The 18,300-nt window shown below is 58.9% G+C and carries 14 protein-coding genes and 1 tRNA gene; 9 read left to right on the top strand and 6 right to left on the bottom strand.

Features of this window, described 5'->3' with window-relative positions; all coding sequences use genetic code 11:
* Positions 1–5 precede the first annotated feature (5 nt).
* The 3 genes from HQ945_RS13035 to grrM are packed head-to-tail and all read left to right on the top strand — an operon-like array spanning position 6 to position 4,985.
* Positions 6–3,557 (top strand): nSTAND1 domain-containing NTPase, encoded by a 3,552-nt coding sequence (locus tag HQ945_RS13035; protein WP_113280897.1) that lies wholly within the window; start codon positions 6–8, stop codon positions 3,555–3,557.
* Positions 3,541–3,813: a hypothetical protein gene (locus tag HQ945_RS13030; protein WP_153668313.1), complete on the top strand. Its 273-nt coding sequence runs from the start codon at positions 3,541–3,543 to the stop codon at positions 3,811–3,813. Before HQ945_RS13035 ends, HQ945_RS13030 begins: the two co-directional genes overlap by 17 nt.
* Positions 3,798–4,985 (top strand): cyclophane-forming radical SAM/SPASM peptide maturase GrrM/OscB, encoded by a 1,188-nt coding sequence (gene grrM / locus HQ945_RS13025; RefSeq protein WP_246272650.1) that lies wholly within the window; start codon positions 3,798–3,800, stop codon positions 4,983–4,985. The genes HQ945_RS13030 and grrM overlap by 16 nt, the downstream gene beginning before the upstream one ends.
* A 2-nt stretch (positions 4,986–4,987) precedes the next feature.
* Here the strand turns inward: grrM and HQ945_RS13020 are convergent, their stop codons facing one another.
* A complete protein-coding gene (locus tag HQ945_RS13020; RefSeq protein WP_162737197.1) occupies positions 4,988–6,040 on the bottom strand; it encodes a trypsin-like peptidase domain-containing protein in 1,053 nt (350 codons plus the stop codon).
* Between the two features lie 130 nt (positions 6,041–6,170).
* Between HQ945_RS13020 and HQ945_RS13015 the strand changes: the two genes are divergently transcribed.
* Positions 6,171–6,416: a BrnT family toxin gene (locus tag HQ945_RS13015; protein WP_113280894.1), complete on the top strand. Its 246-nt coding sequence runs from the start codon at positions 6,171–6,173 to the stop codon at positions 6,414–6,416.
* A complete protein-coding gene (locus tag HQ945_RS13010) occupies positions 6,416–6,724 on the top strand; it encodes a BrnA antitoxin family protein (protein WP_113280893.1) in 309 nt (102 codons plus the stop codon). Before HQ945_RS13015 ends, HQ945_RS13010 begins: the two co-directional genes overlap by 1 nt.
* Before the next feature lie 73 nt (positions 6,725–6,797).
* Here the strand turns inward: HQ945_RS13010 and HQ945_RS13005 are convergent.
* Positions 6,798–6,872 (bottom strand) — tRNA-Val (locus HQ945_RS13005).
* Positions 6,873–6,972: 100 nt separating this feature from the next.
* Positions 6,973–7,335, bottom strand: a complete 363-nt coding sequence (gene cpdR, locus HQ945_RS13000; RefSeq protein WP_027229490.1) for a cell cycle two-component system response regulator CpdR — start codon at positions 7,333–7,335, stop codon at positions 6,973–6,975.
* A gap of 281 nt (positions 7,336–7,616) precedes the next feature.
* Here cpdR and HQ945_RS12995 point away from each other — a divergent pair, with 281 nt between their 5' ends.
* Positions 7,617–8,507, top strand: a complete 891-nt coding sequence (locus HQ945_RS12995) for an N-formylglutamate amidohydrolase (protein ID WP_113280936.1) — start codon at positions 7,617–7,619, stop codon at positions 8,505–8,507.
* A gap of 240 nt (positions 8,508–8,747) precedes the next feature.
* Positions 8,748–9,521, top strand: a complete 774-nt coding sequence (hisN, locus tag HQ945_RS12990; RefSeq protein WP_113280892.1) for a histidinol-phosphatase — start codon at positions 8,748–8,750, stop codon at positions 9,519–9,521.
* A gap of 39 nt (positions 9,522–9,560) precedes the next feature.
* Here the strand turns inward: hisN and HQ945_RS12985 are convergent, their stop codons facing one another.
* Positions 9,561–10,586 carry an alpha/beta fold hydrolase gene (locus HQ945_RS12985; RefSeq protein WP_343051223.1) on the bottom strand — a complete coding sequence of 342 codons (1,026 nt, stop codon included), beginning with the start codon at positions 10,584–10,586 and terminating at the stop codon, positions 9,561–9,563.
* A gap of 173 nt (positions 10,587–10,759) precedes the next feature.
* Positions 10,760–11,182: a hypothetical protein gene (locus tag HQ945_RS12980; protein ID WP_051614367.1), complete on the bottom strand. Its 423-nt coding sequence runs from the start codon at positions 11,180–11,182 to the stop codon at positions 10,760–10,762.
* Positions 11,183–11,477: 295 nt separating this feature from the next.
* Here HQ945_RS12980 and HQ945_RS12975 point away from each other — a divergent pair, with 295 nt between their 5' ends.
* A complete protein-coding gene (locus tag HQ945_RS12975; RefSeq protein WP_027229493.1) occupies positions 11,478–11,948 on the top strand; it encodes an Hsp20 family protein in 471 nt (156 codons plus the stop codon).
* Positions 11,949–11,997: 49 nt separating this feature from the next.
* On the opposite strand, the gene HQ945_RS12970 is transcribed toward HQ945_RS12975, so the two are convergent.
* On the bottom strand, positions 11,998–13,047 hold the full coding sequence (locus tag HQ945_RS12970) for a threonine aldolase family protein (RefSeq protein WP_113280891.1): 1,050 nt from the start codon (positions 13,045–13,047) through the stop codon (positions 11,998–12,000).
* Between the two features lie 429 nt (positions 13,048–13,476).
* Between HQ945_RS12970 and gltB the strand changes: the two genes are divergently transcribed.
* The gene (gltB, locus tag HQ945_RS12965; protein ID WP_027229495.1) at positions 13,477–18,195 is read left to right on the top strand and encodes a glutamate synthase large subunit; all 4,719 of its coding nucleotides are present in this window, start codon (positions 13,477–13,479) and stop codon (positions 18,193–18,195) included.
* The last annotated feature ends 105 nt before the right edge of the window (positions 18,196–18,300 follow it).

The raw sequence follows: 18,300 nt of genomic DNA, 5'->3' as shown, positions 1-18,300 counted from the left end.
TACGCGTGAACGTAATCCCCGGTGCAGCGACCGACCTGCCGGAGACCCATGCCGAGATCTTCATCCGGCGCTGGCTAGCGGGTGACAAATCGTGTTTCGCCAAGGGGGCGGGTATCCTCATCACGACCCCCTATCCGGGCCTGCGCAGTTTTCGCAGGGACCTTGCGCGGTATTTCTGTGGCCGCGAAACACAAAAGCGCGATCTGAAAAAATTCTTCGCCAATCGCGAGACCGAGAACACGGCGACATCCGGGAGAATGACCTTTGTCGTCGGCGGTTCGGGCAGCGGCAAGTCTTCGCTGACACGCGCTGGCCTTATCGCGGAACTCGACAGTATTCCGATCAAGGGGCAATGGGGCGCTTGGTATGTCGCCGAAATGCGGCCGGCAAAAGATCCGATCGGGCAACTTCAACAAGCTTTGTGGAGCGTTCTACGTTCGATCATCGACCTCGCCTATGTCGATCCCGATACTGAAGACATGCCCAAAGGCGACTTCCCCGAGCGCTCGACCGCGGAAAAATCGGCCTCGATCCGTGGGGCAACGGACCGTATACGCGGAGCGGCGCGCGAGTTTGGTATCGAATGGCCCGACGGTGCAACACAGCACGATGTCGAGACAGCAACGCTGCGATGGCTGGATCGCGAGATTTCGCCGACCAAAGGCACCATATCGACCCGATCGGTATTTGATTTCGTCAGTGAAGTCCTTGCGACTTTTGACGAAGCCGCAAGCTATGGCGAGCGGAGCGGGCGCCCACTGCTCCTGCTTCACATCGATCAGTTCGAGGAGATATTCCGCAAGGAGTGCGATGCGGATGGTCGCAAGGCGCTGATTGGCTTGCTCCGCGATATTTACGAGTACAAGCCTGCATGTCTCTTCGCGGTTGCCACGATGCGCAGCGAGGAACTCCACCGGTTTTCCGAATATGCCGGCATGGCCGAGGTTATCAATTCCTCGATGTATCTGGTTGACCTCGTCACCGGTGATGACATCGAGGCGGCAATCGTCGAGCCGGCAGGCCGACTTGCCAAGCTCTGGGAACTGCCCCTCGACGCCGCCACCGAAGCGCGGATCGCACCCTACACGGCAGAATCGGTGAAGGAGCTCAAGGAGGCGTACCGGGAGGCCGGCGAAGCTCTTCAGCACAAGGCCGATAAGTTGCCCCTCTTGCAGCATTTTCTGCCGCTGGTCTGGGAACACGCCGTCGATGACTGGATTGCGAGGCGGGCAAAGAACAAGGATGCGCAGTTCGAAATCGACACCCAGCATCTTGCGTCCGTTCCCGGTTGGACGCCAACGGCGGCCAACGAGCAGGTATGCCGGCTCGGGCGCTGTCTCAACGCCGCCGCCGATCGGGTTTTCGCCGAGGCCGAGGACGTGATGACGGCGATGGCGATGGAGCAAGGCTTCAAGGGCGGCCAGAATGATTTGCGTCTTGAGGCAGAAGGAATTCTTTCCGTTTCCTTGTGCTGTCTGGCGCAGCTCGATGATGGCGGCCAGGCGGTGAGAAAATTCGTTTCGGTCGACGAGATGCTGGCGACGAGCGCCGGCGCGGTTCGGCTCGGAACATCGAAGGCGGCGAAGGAGCTCCTTCGGTCCTACCTGCGCGATGCGCTGCAAAAGTTCGAGGATGCGGGCCTCGTCGAACTCCTGCCATCCGAGAGCGGAGAGAGGTCGGACATCTACAATGTCACGCACGAGTCGCTCATCCGTAACTGGGCGGCGTACAAGCAGCATCTCGAATTGCAAAAGCGCCTCGAACAGCGCCTGGCGCAGCTCGCAATCCAGGAGCTTCCGGCGATCGACAATATCGAAAGCGGGCTGCTGCATCGCTTGTTCCACAGGAACTGGGAGGCGGCGAGCACGCTGATCCCTTCGGAAAGCCAGGCGACACTACGCCTGCTGTTCGGCCCGGATTCCCGCTACAGCGATGCGTGGGCCAAGGACGTTCTTGTCGAGAAAAAGAAGCAACTTGTTTCAATCGGCGATACTGGCCAGGCCCTGGTAGAGCCGGACAAGCGTATTCGTTGGATAGGAGACCTCTGGCGCGACGCCGTCAAGTGGCGCGAATGGGGCAGCAAATGGGTCAACCAGTTGCAGACCCTCGTCATGTGGGGTGTCAGCGCCATCGCCGTTTTGGCCATGGTCGCGCTTGGAGCCTCGTTGTGGGCCAATAATGAGCGCGTCAGGGCTGACGGCCTTGCGGTGCAACTCAACCGTGCGCTCGCGGTCAATGATTTCGCCAATTCGACGGCCCCTCGTAACGGTGCTGACGATCGCGCCCTGAAATGGCTGATCGACACGGTAAAAGCGGACTATCAATCTACGCATGACGAACAGCAGAAATCCGTGCTGCGTAAAACCATCGGCCTCATCGATACCGGTGCGCGCGCGGTCTATGGCGCCGATCTTATGGTTTCGTTCGAGCCTGGCTTGCCGAAGGGCGAAATCCAGAACGTGGACTGCAAGAAGGCGACCGAGAATTCCGGCGCATTAGATGCGTCCAAGATAGCGTTCAAGGTGCCGTCACCCTTCGATGGAAACCCCATAAGTACCGTTACAAAACTTGAATGCGGGTCGAAGGACGGCAACTGGGTTTTCCGTCTCGACGTATCGGAATCACCCAGCAACAATATGACCACGCGGCTCGACACATATGTAGGCTTGCGGCGGCTCAACACACCGACGCAATTTGGCGTTCGCGGACCGCGCTCGACTGAAAGCGGCGAGAAAATCAACCTCCTCGTCCAGGATCGCGAGATACGCACGCGGCTGGCAGATGTAAAAATCCAGGATGTGAAGTTCGTCCAGGCCGGCGCGGTCGTCGGCTTTTTGATTCCGAACATCGGCCCGGAACATGCGGGCAAGCGGACGAATGTGTATTTGTGGACAACGACAGGCCTTTCTGATCCGATCCAAGTCCCGACCGGAATGGCTGGCGCAGGGTTGCTGGCCGACGGTCAAGGGAACGATGCGGCCAAAGAAGGGCGGGCGTGCCGGTCCTACAGGGTAAACCTTTTCAGGGCGACGGCAGGGAAGGGCGGACCCGACGATGTCAGGGCCCTCGACACGAGGCCGACCTATCGCACCTGTGACGCCGGTCCCGTCGATCTTGATACAAATGACAAGCAGCTTGTGGTATACAGAGCGGGTTATGACAACAAGAAATGCCTTGATGATCTGTCGGACTGCCAGAACACGATAGAGGTGCAGTATAGGGATGCTGCGAATGGCCTTGCCGAGCCGGACGACGGGCATACGGCTCGGACCCGCATCGTATATATCGGTCCCAAAATCATCGACGCAGGCGTTCAGGGCGATTGGCTGTGGCTCGAAGACGTCAAGTTGCGCAAGTGGCGATATCTCGTTGGAACCCAGCCGCTGAGCGATATCCTCGAGATGCGGTGGCAGAATGCCAGCGGAACCTCGCTTCAGGGTGCAGCCGGTTTCAAATATCGCTTGCCGCAGACGTGCAAGGACATCGCGGAATGCAAGGCATTTGTATCGAAACCCGATAAAGGTTGGCCTGGAGTTGAAGATGAAAGTAACGAGTAATCTGCGAACTTTGGGTCTCGGCGCCCTGGCGGCGGTCGCACTGACCCAGCCGGGGAACGCATCGCCCGAAGCACCTGTCGCCGTGGAAAACCTGCGTGCGATCGACAGGCTTGGTCAGATCAGGTCGGATTATCTGAAAGCAATCGGCAAGCCCGAACTGGCAGAAGAGCCTGACAGTACGCAGATTGCGCAGTGGCAGAATTTTCCGAACTTCGGTAATTTTCCGAACTGGGCGAATGGATGGCAGAATTATTAGACGCGCAGTCCTTGCGCGGCACGACCCGGCTGCTGGTGATGCAGCCGACGGCGTTCTGCAACATCAATTGCGATTATTGCTATTTGCCGCATCGTAACGACAAAACGGTCATGCCGCTGGAAACAGTCGGCCGCGCCGCCAGCTTCATCTTCGATGCACGACTCAATGCGCCGGACTTTACAATCGTCTGGCACGCCGGCGAGCCCCTGGTCGTTGCGCCGGAATGGTATCGTCAGGCCATTGCCCTTTTCGACCGGGTGGCGCCGGCCGGACTCGCCGTGCCGCACGCCATGCAGACCAACGGCATGCTGATCGACGACAAATGGTGTGACTTCTTCCTGGAAACGCATATGCGTGTCGGTGTCAGCCTCGACGGAACAGCGCGGCTGCATGATGCACGGCGCAAAACGCGATCGGGGAAAGGCACGCATGCGCAGGTCATGCGCGGCATCGATCATCTGCGCCGCCGCGGCGTCCCCTTCCATATCATCTGCGTAGTCGGCAAGGCGACCCTCGATGCTGCGGAAGAACTGATGGATTTCTTCAATGCGGAGGATATTCGCCATGTGGGTTTCAACGTCGAGGAAATAGAGGGCTCCGTTGAAACGTCGACGCTTGAGGCGGAAGGGTCGGATACCGCATTCCGCCGTTTCTTCGCCCACGTGAGCGAAAGAGCGCGCGCAGCCGATCCTCCCATATTGATCCGCGAACGCGAAGACCTTCTCGCCTGCCTGCAGAGCCCGGCCTTCGGCTACTTCGGCTACAATTCGCAGAACGCTCCGTTCGGGATCGTGACCGTATCGTCCGGCGGCGATCTCTTCACTTTCTCGCCTGAACTTGCCGGCCTCAAAAATGAAGGCTTTGGGGATTTCTGTATTGGAAATCTAGCCGAAGCGACGCCGTCCGGTGTGCTGGCATCGCCGGCATTTCGCGCGATGTGGCGCGATATCGATGAAGGGGTCAGCCGATGCAAGGCAAGCTGCGCCTATTTCAACCTTTGCATGGGCGGCGCGCCGGTCAATAAGCTCTTCGAGAACGGAACGTTCAACAGCACCGAAACCATGTTCTGCCGCCTGTCGCACCAGGCGGTCGCCGATGTGGTGCTGGCGGAAATCGAGAGCAATCTCGCCGCGGCGCCAAAGGCCGCCGCGTTCATTGCGGCTGCAGGCTAGACCTATTGCCAGAACGGGGGAAGGTGCTTGGCCTGCCAGGCAGCGACGATAAGGCCAATCGGTATGCCCTGATTGTACGCGGCACGAATTTCAGATCGCGGATCGCCCGCATGGTGCAGGGCGACAAGTTCCAGACGCTGGTTGAAGACCGGCGAACCGGACGAGCCGCCGAGTGTATCGGCGTCATAGCGAAAGCGCGAGCCGTTCTCGTTGGTGCCGAGCGATTTGCCGATCGCCAGCGCTTGCGGCGTTCCTGCCGGGTGTTGAACGATGAGAACTGGCAAATCTGCATTGGGAAGAGCGATATTGGCTGCAACGCGGATCGGCTTCCAGTCGGTCAGCGGCGATGTGAGACGCAGCACCGCGTAATCGAGGTTCGACGCGCTGGCGATGCCTGCACCGCCGGTGTCGACCGTATCGAACGGGCTGGCATCAAGCGTCCATGCGTCGCCTGCGGCAAGATTATGGGGCGTGCCCTCGTCTAACCCGTTGGCATCGCGGGCATACCCGAAACGACAAACGACGTCGGCGGGGCTCGCCTCCTTGTTCAACTGCCGCTTGACGACATGATAATTGGTGAGGACCAGATCGGGCGCGACGAGAAGCCCGGTGCCTTGCGCCTGCCCGCTCGGAAACTCGATCCGGCACGTCGCCGCGCTAACGAGAGCGAGGCTTTGCGCCCAGATCCTCAGATCGGCAAAGCCACCACCCTGCACGATCTTTTCGAGCTGCATCGAGGGGGCTGCGGCCAAGCGCTCCGGTGCGGAGGTCCCCGCTGCACGGATGGCATCCGGCAGCCGCCGTACCCACGGATTTTTGCCGCGCTGTCTCTGCAGGGCGTCGACGAGGCTGTCGGTCCACCCCTCGCTCTGGATGCTGATCAGATAGGCATGGATTTGTTGCTCGAAGCTGCCGGGCCCGACCTCATTGGCGAGCGACCCCTTGTCGAGTTCGTCGGAGAGGAACATGTCGAAGCGCGACACTGTCGGAAACGAGCGGAGTATAGCCTCGCGCAGGATTTTCAACTGCGGCCCCGAAAGCTCGTTCCAATCCATGATGCCCCCGCGCTCGTTTACGCTCGCACCGATCATACATGGGGGAGAACGCTTGCGCCACGAGAATGCAATGGGTTTAACTGTGCGCAGGAAGACCCTTGTTTAATGAATTAATGTACGTACATTATAAATGAAGATCATTTGGGACGAACCTAAACGATTGGCTAACATATCGAAGCATGGCTTGGACTTTGCTGCCTTGTCGCTTGAGTTCTTTCTTGCTTCGATGATCATTCCAGCCAGGGCAGGCCGCAGCAAAGCTATCGGTCGTTTCGAGAGCGGCATGATTGTGGTGGTCTTTGCCGTGCTTGGAAAAAAAGCATTGTCGGTGATCTCGATGCGTCCAGCACGTATAGACGAAAGGCGTTTGCTTTAATGGTCAAAAAAACGTTCAAGACAGGCTTTGAACCGGGTCGTGGTTTCACGCAAGAGGATTGGGACGCAGTCGATAGCCAGCCCCTGACGAAGGGAGAGATCGCCCAAGCGAAGCCCTTCCGTGAAGCTCTCCCAGAGCTTGCCACCGAGATGGACAGAGAAATTGCCAGACGCGGCCGGCCAAAGGCGGATCTGACCAAAATGCCGGTTACGATCCGTCTCGATGCAGACGTCATTGCCAAGTTCAAAGCCACGGGCAAGGGCTGGCAAAGTAGAATCAATGACGTCTTGAAGCGTGCGAAGGTTTAGGATTTCTGGCTCGCCCAGCCTCAACAGCTGCGCGGCAGACATATAATATACGAACTATAGGGGAGGGTTCAGATGGTGGGCGTGACAGGGATTGAACCTGTGACCCCTACGATGTCAACGTAGTGCTCTCCCGCTGAGCTACACGCCCATCTGACGGGGCGCATACACCATATTGAATCAGCCCCGTCAATAGCGCCTGAAGAACTTATCAGGCTTTCTTTGCCGGAACGAAAGAATGTCGCAGGTTCTCAAGCTGCGACCAGCATTTTTTCGATTTCGTTGACGAGATCGCGCAAATGAAAGGGCTTCGACAGCACCTTGGCATCCTTGGGCGCCTTCGAATCGGAATTGAGGGCAACGGCGGCAAAGCCGGTAATGAACATGATCTTCAAGTCCGGGTCGATCTCCGAGGCGCGCCGTGCAAGCTCGATCCCGTCCATCTCAGGCATGACGATGTCGGTCAGAAGCAGCGAGAACGGCTCTTCGCGCAAGCGATCGTAGGCGCTGGCACCATTGTCGAAATGCGTGACGTGATAGCCCGCCTTTTCCAGCGCCTTGACCAGAAAGCGCCGCATATCATTGTCATCTTCTGCAAGAAGGATTCTCTTCATCAGTCCGTCCGAATTCTCTAGCGCCGGATCATCCCCAAACCCTGCGTCGTACTACTCTTAACAAAACGCTTTTTTGGTAAAGATCGCGTGAATGATTTGCTAGAAATAAGGGCGAACGGGGCAAAAGTCGAGGTGTCGCCAGTGTGATCAGCATTGAGCCTTAACGCCGGGGAAAGTTGGCGGACAAGCCGTTTCGAACCGTTCATCAATTCCCTATCGCGGAAACTTGCACTAGAGTGGGGAAAACCAGCCCGCCTTGCAGCGAAACCTTGAAGCAGAAGATGACAGTCGAGCGCGATTTCACCGATATCCAGCCGTTCGAAGTGCGGCAACCCTCCGACCAGCGCATTCCTTTCGTTTTCAATTCCCCGCATAGCGGCCGCTTTTACCCGCGCGCTTTCCTCGAACAGTCGCAACTCGACCCGCAGACCATTCGCCGGTCTGAGGATTGTTTCGTCGACCAGCTGTTCGCTTCCGCCGTGCCGCTTGGAGCACCCTTGTTGCTGGCGCACTTCCCGCGCGCCTATCTCGATGTCAATCGCGAACCCTACGAACTCGACGCCAAGATGTTTCAGGAGGCGCTGCCCTCCTATGCCAACGGAAGTTCCGCCCGTGTCGCCGGAGGCCTCGGTACCGTGCCGCGCCTCGTTGGCGAGGGCCAGGAAATCTATGCAAAGAAATTGCCGCTGGGCGAGGCGCTGGATCGCATCGGCACGATCTACAAGCCCTACCATGCCAGGCTCAGCGGCCTTCTCTCGGCAACGCGACAGCGCTTCGGTTACGGCGTCCTGGTGGATTGCCATTCGATGCCGACAGGTATCCGCTTGCCGGAGAGCGGTATGCGCCCGGATTTCATCATCGGCGACCGGTTCGGAACGAGCTGCGCGCCGGAACTTGCCAACTCCGCTATCCATCTCCTGCGGGAAATGGGCTACCTCGTTGCGCATAACAAGCCTTATGCCGGGGGCTATATCACCGAACATTACGGCAGCCCGTTGAAGGGCCTTCACGCGCTGCAGATCGAGGTCAATCGCGGCCTTTATCTCAACGAACAGAGTTACGAGAAGAAGTCCGGTTTCGATCAACTACAGCGGGATATCGCCCAGTTTCTTGCCGACCTCGTCTCGCTGCCCGATTTTTATTTTCACGACCAACCGCTCGCGGCGGAATAGGCACATATTCGCGCGGCCAATAAAAAAGACCGCGCATGAAGCGCGGTCCAAGTCTAGGGAGGAAACGCCCAAGGAGGGCAGAACAGGTCGCCCCGTTCACCCACAACTCTATGCTGCGTCGCACAAATGTCAAGAAATTTGTGTATGTTTTTGTGCACCGATGGCGACTGCTCAAATAATATGCACAAATCTCATCCATAATGCACCTAGATGAGAATGTTTTAATCGCGAGGAGCCATTTTGGTCGTAGAACTTTCCTTTTTAAAGCGGATTGCGAGTGTCGCCGCAGAGCAGACCTTGCCGCGATTCCGCAATATTTCGCTCATCGACAACAAGTTCGAGTCGGGGTTTGATCCGGTTACCGAGGCTGATCGGGAGGCCGAGAAAGCGATTCGCGCGCTGATCAATGCGGAGCATCCAGACCACGGAATTCTGGGCGAAGAATATGGCGGCGAGAATCTCGACCGTTCGCATATCTGGGTGATCGATCCGATCGACGGCACGCGCGCATTTATTTCCGGTATCCCGGTCTGGGGTACCCTGGCCGGGCTTACTGTGGATGGCGACGCGGTTGCCGGCGTCATGGCGCAGCCATTTACCAAAGAGCTGTTCCTGTGTGATGGCGAAGCGTCGTGGTATGAGGGTCCGGGCGGGACGCGCCGGCTTGAGACACGCAAGACGCGCGATCTTGCCGATGCGACATTGTTCACGACGACGCCCGCTATATTCAAGGCCGAGAAGCGGATTGCCTATGATCGCGTCGAACAACGCGTCAAGCTCGCCCGCTACGGCACCGATTGCTATGCCTATGCGATGGTTGCTGCGGGTTTTGTCGATCTCGTCATTGAGACGGGCCTTCATCCCTATGACATTGTTGCGCTGATACCCATCATCGAAAAGGCGGGCGGCGTTGTGACAACCTGGGATGGCGGTCCAGCCGAAAAGGCCGGAAGTATCATTGCCGCCGCCAACGCCGAACTTCATGCGCAGGCTCTTGACGTTTTGAACGGGTAGAGCACGACATGCGGCGGCGCCTGCGCGCCTCGTCGGTTTTCAGGCGCTGACATCCAGGGCAGGCTCACTGTCTTCGCCAGCCTCCGCCAGAACGGAGCCATCGTCGCCGCCGGTGCCAGGGATGAAGGCATCGAAGGCAGCGAAGAACTGCTCGCGGTACAAATCCTTTTCCTGCAGGATCTCGTGGCGCGCGCCATCGATGGTAAGCAGCGTCGTATTGCGCATCTGCACGGCGAACCGTTCGATTGCCGGCGTCGAGACGACGGTGTCGGCCCCGGCCGCAACGATGAGTGTCGGGATGCGAATCGTGTCGACGTAGTCGGGCCTGGTTACGCGCTTGATCGCCTTCGCGGCGGCGACGATCCAGCTTGCAGTCGGGCCACCGATTGCAAGCTCGGGCGCGCTCTCAAGGACGCCGCAATTGCGGTCGTAGCGGCTCGCATCAGATGTCACCTCATTGGCCGCAAACGGGCGCAAGACATGCGGACCGCCGAGCATATATGTGCCGCCGAGCCCGGTTGAACGCAGCGTATTGGCGATGACCCGCGCGGTCAGCTTGCGGGCGCGGCTGGAATTGATGTCGAGAAGCGGTGCAATCAGCACCATCCGCCTTATCCGGTTGGCAAAGGCCGGTGCGGCGACGAGGGCAGCCAGTGCTCCGGCCGAATGGGCGAGAACGTAATAGGGGCCACGGCAATCGGGCAGGATGACGGACTTAAACAGCAGCTCAAAATCGCCCGCATAATCATCGAAACGCTTCACGAAGCCCTTGGCGGCATTGCGCAAATAACGGCTTGACGCGCCTTGCCCCCGCCAGTCGAAGGTCGCCACCGCAAAACCTCGCGAGGCGAGATCAGTAATTGTCTCGAAATATTTTTCGATGCACTCGTTGCGGCCATGCAGAATGATGATCGTGCCATGCAGCGGGTGGCTGGAGGCGGGGGTGATCGCATAGCGGAGCACCTTGCCTTTGCCGAGATCGAGCGCTTCGACACGCGTGCCGGCCGGTATCGGATTGGCGGCGGTTTCGACAAGGGGGCGGATCGTTTGCGTTGGCTGGTCCACGTCGGTGCCCGCTCGATGTGATGGTTGAATGCACTTTTGATAAGATGCGCCGCCTTAAAGGTCAAACGGCGGCATCCAGAAAAAGAATGACCGGAAACCCTGCCTGGGAGTTTCCGGTCAATACGTTGCGGCTGGAAGGGACGTTACATCCGCAACGATCTCGGCTTGTTTGATCAGTAAGCCGGATTTATTTCGATGCTGAAGCCGCTCTTCGGACGGTCGTAGTAACGATCGCGGCCCATGCGCCGGGTTTCAAGAATGTCGCCGTCACGTGATACAACGACAAGCACGGGCTCGCCGCGTCGCGAGGTGCGGGCAAAGTAGCGACCGCGATCGAAGTTTACATCGCGCACCCTGTAGCCGCGCCGTTCGAGCATGCGGGTAACATCGCGCGGTCCGAACCGGTAGCGACGGTCATCGCGGTAGCCTTCGTAGTAGCGGCGATCCTGTACCAGATAGCCATCATTATAATCTTCGTCGTCCACGTAGATCGCCGGCGCGCTGTTCCGGTAGTAGCGGCCGTCGGCGAAAGCCGAAGCCGAGAAGCCGGTGATCAGAAGCGCCACTGACGTGAGCGCAAGAACGGTTTTTTTCATTTCAAAGTCCTTTGTCGTGTCGGATCGAATGCCAGATTGAGTGTAGGTTTAGCGGCATCGAGCTGAACGTATTCCGAAGAACATGTTCATTTTGCGTTCATCTGCCGGCCGGGATCGCTACGCTGGCGCTGGACTTTTTGATGCCTGCCGTGCCCTTGAAATCGAGAAAATGCCTAACCAAATACACGTTGTGACCGCCATAACGGGGTCGCTGGTTCACGAAGGCTTGCCACTGCGGGAGCTCTCAATCGAACCAAAATACGCAAACATTGTCGCTCTAAAGGAGGGCTTAAACATGCGTCACGTTGATTTCTCACCCCTTTACCGTTCTACCGTCGGCTTTGACCGGCTGTTCACCATTCTTGATTCGCTGGCTCAGCCGGAAGGCGCCCAGACCTATCCGCCCTATAATATCGAGCGGACCGGCGACAACGCCTATCGCATCACCATGGCCGTTGCAGGGTTCTCGGAGGACGAGATCCAGATCGAGGCACATCGCAACCAGCTGAAGGTCACCGGCGAAAAGAATGCCGAGAAAACCGATGAAAATGCCGAAACGCTTTATCGCGGCATTGCTTCGCGGGCTTTCGAACGCCGCTTCCATCTTGCCGATTTCGTCGAGGTCAGTGGTGCCAGCCTGAAAAACGGCCTGCTGCATATCGATCTCAAGCGCGAAATCCCGGAAGAGATGAAGCCGCGCAAGATTGCCGTGACTTCCCTGTCGGACACGGAAGCCAAGCAGATAGAAGCTAAAGCCGCCCGCTAAGCGATTGGCAGGTGCAACGGGAGAAAGCGGCGTGAAAACGCCGCTTTTTTCATGCGATGAGGGCGCCGAAGCGGTCTACTTCATCCGGCGTTGTTGCAAAGCTCGTCACCATCCGAGCAAGCGATTCGCCTTCAGCGGCAACTCTTCCCTCAAAATGCGGCGCTCGCCAATTGTGAAAAACAGCGCCGGCTTCCCGCAGTTTTGCCGCAGTCTCTTTTGGCATCACGGGAAACACCTCATTTGCGCGTGGCTCCCAGGCGAGACGCAGTTGCTTTGATGCGCGAATATGGCCCGCGAGGCGTGCACTCATGGCATTGGCGTGAGCCGCAAGTTCCAGCCATAGGCCCTCGCCGAAGTAAGCCTCGAACTGGGCGGCGATGAAACGCGATTTTGAAAAATGTTGGGCGACGCGCTTGCGCAGGAAGGGGAAGCCCTCCGCTCTTGCCGGGTCCATGAACACCAGCGCTTCGGCGCACCAGCAGCCGTTCTTGGTGCCGCCGAAGGACACGATGTCCACACCCTGCCGCCACGTCATGTCTGCCGGCGAGCATCCAAGCGATACCAGCGCATTGGCAAAGCGGGCGCCATCCATATGCAGCGGCAGATCGTGCTCGCGGCAGAGCGCGGAGATGGCGGCAATGTCGGCGAGTTCGTAGAGCGTTCCGATCTCGGTGGCCTGGGTAATAGACACGCCCATCGCCTGGCCGATAAAGACGTTACCGGGCGTAACGGGTTCAAGAGCGGATCTGAGGTTATTCAAATCCATGCGTCCGGTCGGTCCATCGACGGGACGCAAGCGCGCGCCTGCGCTGATGAATTCGGGAGCCCCGGCCTCGTCGCCAATAAGGTGTGCTTCCCGGTGCGTGAATGTCATCCCGCCAGGCCTGGCAAAACTTGCGAGCGCCAGAGAATTGGCCGCCGTGCCGGTTCCAACGAAGAAAACCGCGACCTCACGTTCGAATATCTCGCAAAAGGTTTGTTCCACTGCCTTGTCAAGCGCGCTCGACCCATAGGCCGGCACAAAGCCGCCTGCATTCTTGACGAGGCTTTCAGCGATCTTGGGGTGGGCGCCGGCCCAGTTGTCGGAAGCAAAATGCATGAGATTGTCCTGCAATACGATCTGATGCGGCTGGCATATCCCTTTAGCAGACGCGTGGAAAGCCATGCTCGCATGAGGCTGCGGAGGAAGCAGCTGTTTTCCTTGGACTTTTTGGCGGAAATCACCCTAACCGAAACTATCGCGATACTTTGGCGGTCTTTTGCGCAATGATGTTTCGCGCAGTGCGCATATTTTTTACTTTTCCATCTTGTGTGATGGCGTTTATTCTGGCATACCACAATAAGACAGCATTGCTGTCCTATTTGCGTGAACCGAAACGGGATGGTGGGCAATCTTGCTTCCGTCCCTAGAATGGTGACCGCAGCCTGCAACCGGAAGATATGCCGCACCGAGGCGGGGCTGGAATTATGTTATTCCGTCCCATGAGAGATTGACCGCCCGCAACGGGCCGAATTGGAGGAATTGACGATGACGGATTTGACGCCATCTGTAACGACTGAACTTGCTCAGGCCGTACAGACTCGTGCGGTCAAAACCAATAAATCGTCGGGTATTCCGTCAAAACAGGGCCTTTACGATCCGCGCAATGAGCATGACGCCTGCGGCGTCGGCTTCGTTGCGCATATGAAGGGAGTGAAGTCGCACAAGATCATCGAAGACGGCCTGTTCATGCTCGAAAACCTCACCCACCGCGGTGCGGTTGGCGCCGACCCGCTCATGGGCGATGGCGCGGGCATGCTCGTCCAGATTCCCGATGCGTTTTTCCGGGCCGAATGGGCCGAAAAAGGTGTCGAGCTGCCCCCGGTCAACCATTATGCGGTCGGTTACCTGTTCATGCCGCAGGATGCGGAAGAGCGGGCGCATATCGAAACCGTCATTTCCGAGGTAATCGCTTCGGAAGGCCAGTCGCTGATTGGCTTTCGCGACGTTCCCGTCGACAATTCCTCGCTGTCGAAGGCACCGCATATTGCAGCGACCGAACCGTTCCACCGGCAGGTCTTCATCGGCCGCAACCCCAACATCGAAACCAACGAGGATTTCGAGGGCCGGCTCTTTGTCCTGCGCAAGGTCATCTCGAACCGCATCTACCAGGAGAACGGCGGCAAGGAGAGCGATTTCTACGTCGTCTCGATGTCGGCGCGGACCATCGTCTACAAGGGGATGTTCCTCGCCTATCAGGTTGGCGCCTACTACAGGGATCTGAAGGATCCGCGCTTTGAAAGCGCGCTTGCACTTGTCCACCAGCGGTTTTCTACGAACACCTTCCCGTCATGGAAGCTGGCGCATCCCTATCGCATGGTCGCGCACAATGGCGAGATCAACACGCTGCGCGGCAATGTCAACTGGATGGCGGCACGCCAGGCCTCGGTCGACAGCGAGTATTTCGGCAACGACATCTCCAAGCTCTGGCCCATTTCCTATGAGGGGCAGTCCGATACCGCCTGCTTCGACAACGCGCTGGAGTTCCTGTTCCAGGGCGGCTATTCGCTCGCGCATTCGATGATGATGCTCATTCCCGAAGCATGGTCCGGCAACAAGCTGATGTCGGAAGAGCGCAAGGCGTTCTACGAATATCATGCAGCGCTGATGGAGCCATGGGATGGCCCGGCGGCGATCGCCTTTACCGACGGCCGCCAGATCGGCGCGACGCTCGATCGCAACGGCTTGCGTCCCGCGCGCTACATCGTGACCGATGATGATTACGTCATCATGGCGTCGGAAGCCGGCGTCTTGCCGGTGCCGGAAGAAAAGATCGTCAAGAAGTGGCGCCTGCAGCCTGGCCGCATGCTGCTGATCGACATCGAGAAGGGGCGCATCGTTTCTGACGAGGAGATCAAGTCGGAGATCGCGACGCGCCACCCCTACAAGCAGTGGCTGAAGAACACGCAGCTCATTCTTGAAGAACTGAGCCCGGTCGAGCCGCGCGCGCTGCGCAAGGATGTGAGCCTTCTCGATCGCCAGCAGGCGTTTGGTTATACGCAGGAAGACACGCGCCTCCTGATGTCGCCGATGGCGACGACGGGCCAGGAAGCGATCGGTTCGATGGGCACTGACACGCCGATTTCGGCCATGTCGGACAAGTCGAAGCTGCTCTATACCTATTTCAAGCAGAACTTCGCCCAGGTCACCAACCCGCCGATCGACCCGATCCGCGAGGAACTGGTCATGAGCCTGGTCTCGTTCATCGGCCCGCGTCCGAACATTTTCGATCTCGTCGGCTCCTCACGTCGCAAGCGGCTGGAAGTGCGCCAGCCGATCCTGACCAACGGCGATCTCGAGAAGATCCGTTCCATCGGCCACACCGAAGATCGTTTCGATACGAAGACGCTTGATATAGCCTATAGCGTCGATGAAGGCGCTGCCGGTCTCGCCGGTGCGGTCGAACGCCTGTGCGACCGAGCTGAAGCGGCCGTCCATGGCGGCTACAACATCATCATCCTTTCCGACCGCCAGGTTGGTCCGGACCGCATACCGATCCCCGCCCTTTTGGCGACGGCCGCAGTCCACCATCACCTGATCCGCAAGGGCCTGCGCACCTCGGTTGGTCTCGTCGTGGAATCGGGCGAGCCGCGCGAAGTGCACCATTTCTGCTGCCTCGCCGGCTATGGCGCGGAGGCGATCAACCCCTACCTCGCGTTCGACACCCTGCTCGACATGCACAAGCGCGGCGAGTTCCCTCCGGAGGTCGACGCCAAGGAAGTCGTTTCGCGCTACATGAAGTCGATCGGCAAGGGCATCCTCAAGGTCATGTCCAAGATGGGCATCTCCACCTATCAGTCCTATTGCGGTGCGCAGATTTTCGACGCCGTCGGCCTGAAGACTGATTTTGTCGACCGCTTCTTCTTTGGCACGGCAACGACCATCGAGGGCGTTGGTCTTGAGGAAGTTGCCGAGGAAACGGTGCGCCGTCACCGCGATGCGTTCGGCAACGATCCTGTCCTGTCGAGCACGCTTGAGGTCGGCGGCGAATATGCCTACCGCATTCGCGGCGAGGCGCATCTGTGGTCGCCCGATGCGGTCGCCAAGCTGCAGCATGCGGTGCGCACGGAATCGGCCACAACGTTCAAGGAATACTCGGACCTCGTAAACAGCCAGTCGGCACGTGCGCAGACAATTCGCGGCCTTTTCAAGATCAGATTGGCAACAGATGCGGGCCGCAAGCCGATATCGATCGACGATGTTGAGCCGGCTAAAGAGATCGTCAAGCGGTTCTCGACGGGCGCGATGTCATTCGGCTCGATCAGCCGCGAGGCGCATACGACGCTCGCCATCGCCATGAACCGGATTGGCGGCAAGTCCAACACCGGCGAGGGCGGGGAAGAACCAGACCGCTTCTACCCGCTGCCGGACGGCAAGCCGAACCCGGAACGTTCGGCCATCAAGCAGGTGGCATCTGGCCGTTTCGGCGTGACGACGGAGTACCTCGTCAACTCGGACATGATGCAGATCAAGGTGGCGCAGGGTGCCAAGCCCGGCGAGGGCGGCCAGTTGCCCGGTCACAAGGTCGATGCGACGGTGGCGAAGACCCGGCACTCCACGCCCGGCGTTGGCCTTATCTCGCCGCCGCCGCACCATGACATCTATTCGATCGAAGATTTGGCGCAGCTGATCTACGATCTCAAGAACGTCAACCCCGAGGCGGATGTTTCGGTGAAGCTGGTCTCCGAGGTCGGCGTCGGTACGGTCGCGGCCGGTGTCGCCAAGGCGCGCGCCGATCACATCACCATTTCCGGCTATGACGGCGGAACCGGTGCGTCGCCCCTGACTTCGCTCAAGCACGCGGGCAGCCCCTGGGAAATGGGCCTTGCCGAGACGCAGCAGACGCTCGTCCTCAACGGCTTGCGCTCGCGCATCGCACTGCAAGTCGATGGCGGTCTGCGCACGGGACGCGACGTGATCATCGGTGCCCTGCTTGGCGCCGACGAGTTCGGCTTCTCGACAGCGCCGCTCATCGCGGCGGGCTGCATCATGATGCGCAAGTGCCACCTCAACACCTGCCCGGTCGGCGTCGCGACGCAGGACCCGGTATTGCGCAAGCGCTTCAAGGGTACGCCCGAGCACGTCATCAACTTCTTCTTCTACATGGCGGAAGAGGTACGGCAGTTCCTCGCCGAAATGGGCTACACCCGGCTCGAAGAGATCGTCGGCAAGACGGAACTCCTCGAGAAGCGCGAGGCGATCGAACATTGGAAGGCCAAGGGTCTCGACTTCACCCGCATCTTCCACAAGCCCGAGGCGCCCGAAGAAAAGACGCGGTGGACCGAGCGGCAGAACCATCCGATCGTCGATATTCTCGATCGCAAGCTGATCGAGCAGGCAAGGACCGCGCTCGAAAGCAAGATCCCTGTCAGGATCGAGATGGACATCAAGAACGTCGACCGCTCGGCCGGTGCCATGCTCTCGGGCGAAGTGGCCAAGCGCTACCGGCACAAGGGGCTCAAGGACGAGACCATTTCGGTCAAATTCCATGGGACGGCCGGGCAATCCTTCGGCGCCTTCCTCGCGCGGGGCATTTCGTTCGATCTTATCGGCGATGGCAACGACTATGTCGGCAAGGGCCTTTGCGGCGGACGCATAGTCATCCGCCCGCCGGAAAATACCAGGATCGTCCCGGAAAACTCGATCATCGTCGGCAATACCGTGCTTTACGGGGCCATCGAGGGCGAGGCGTATTTCCGCGGTGTCGCCGGCGAACGTTTTGCCGTGCGCAACTCGGGGGCGATTGCCGTCGTCGAAGGCACGGGTGACCATGGCTGCGAGTACATGACCGGCGGCGTTGTCGTCGTCATTGGCCAGACCGGGCGCAACTTCGCGGCAGGTATGTCGGGCGGTGTCGCCTATGTACTCGACGAAGCCGGCGATTTTGCGCAGCGCTGCAACATGGCGATGGTCGAACTCGAACCGGTTCCGGAAGAGGACGACATTCTCGAAAAGTTGCATCATCACGGCGGCGATCTCATGCACAAGGGTCGCGTCGATGTCTCCGCCAATATGACGAGGCACGACGAGGAACGGCTTGTGCAGCTGATTTCGAACCACATGCACTACACCGGTTCGGCGCGGGCGAAGGAAATTCTCGACAATTGGGAAAGCTTCCGGCCGAAATTCGTGAAAGTCATGCCGGTCGAATACCGTCGCGCGCTCGAAGATATGGAGCGCATGCGCATGGGCGTCGCAGCCGAATAAAGTCAACAAGCACCATGCTTCGAGTGTCTCATCAAAGACGCTCGGCATGGGGCAAATGCTGCCCTAACCCCTGAAAAGGCGAGGGTAGTCCCCCGAGAGGCGAGG

The organism is Phyllobacterium pellucidum (assembly GCF_013327855.1).
Lineage (GTDB): Bacteria > Pseudomonadota > Alphaproteobacteria > Rhizobiales > Rhizobiaceae > Phyllobacterium > Phyllobacterium pellucidum.
This window is presented reverse-complemented; position numbering and strand designations above follow the sequence as displayed.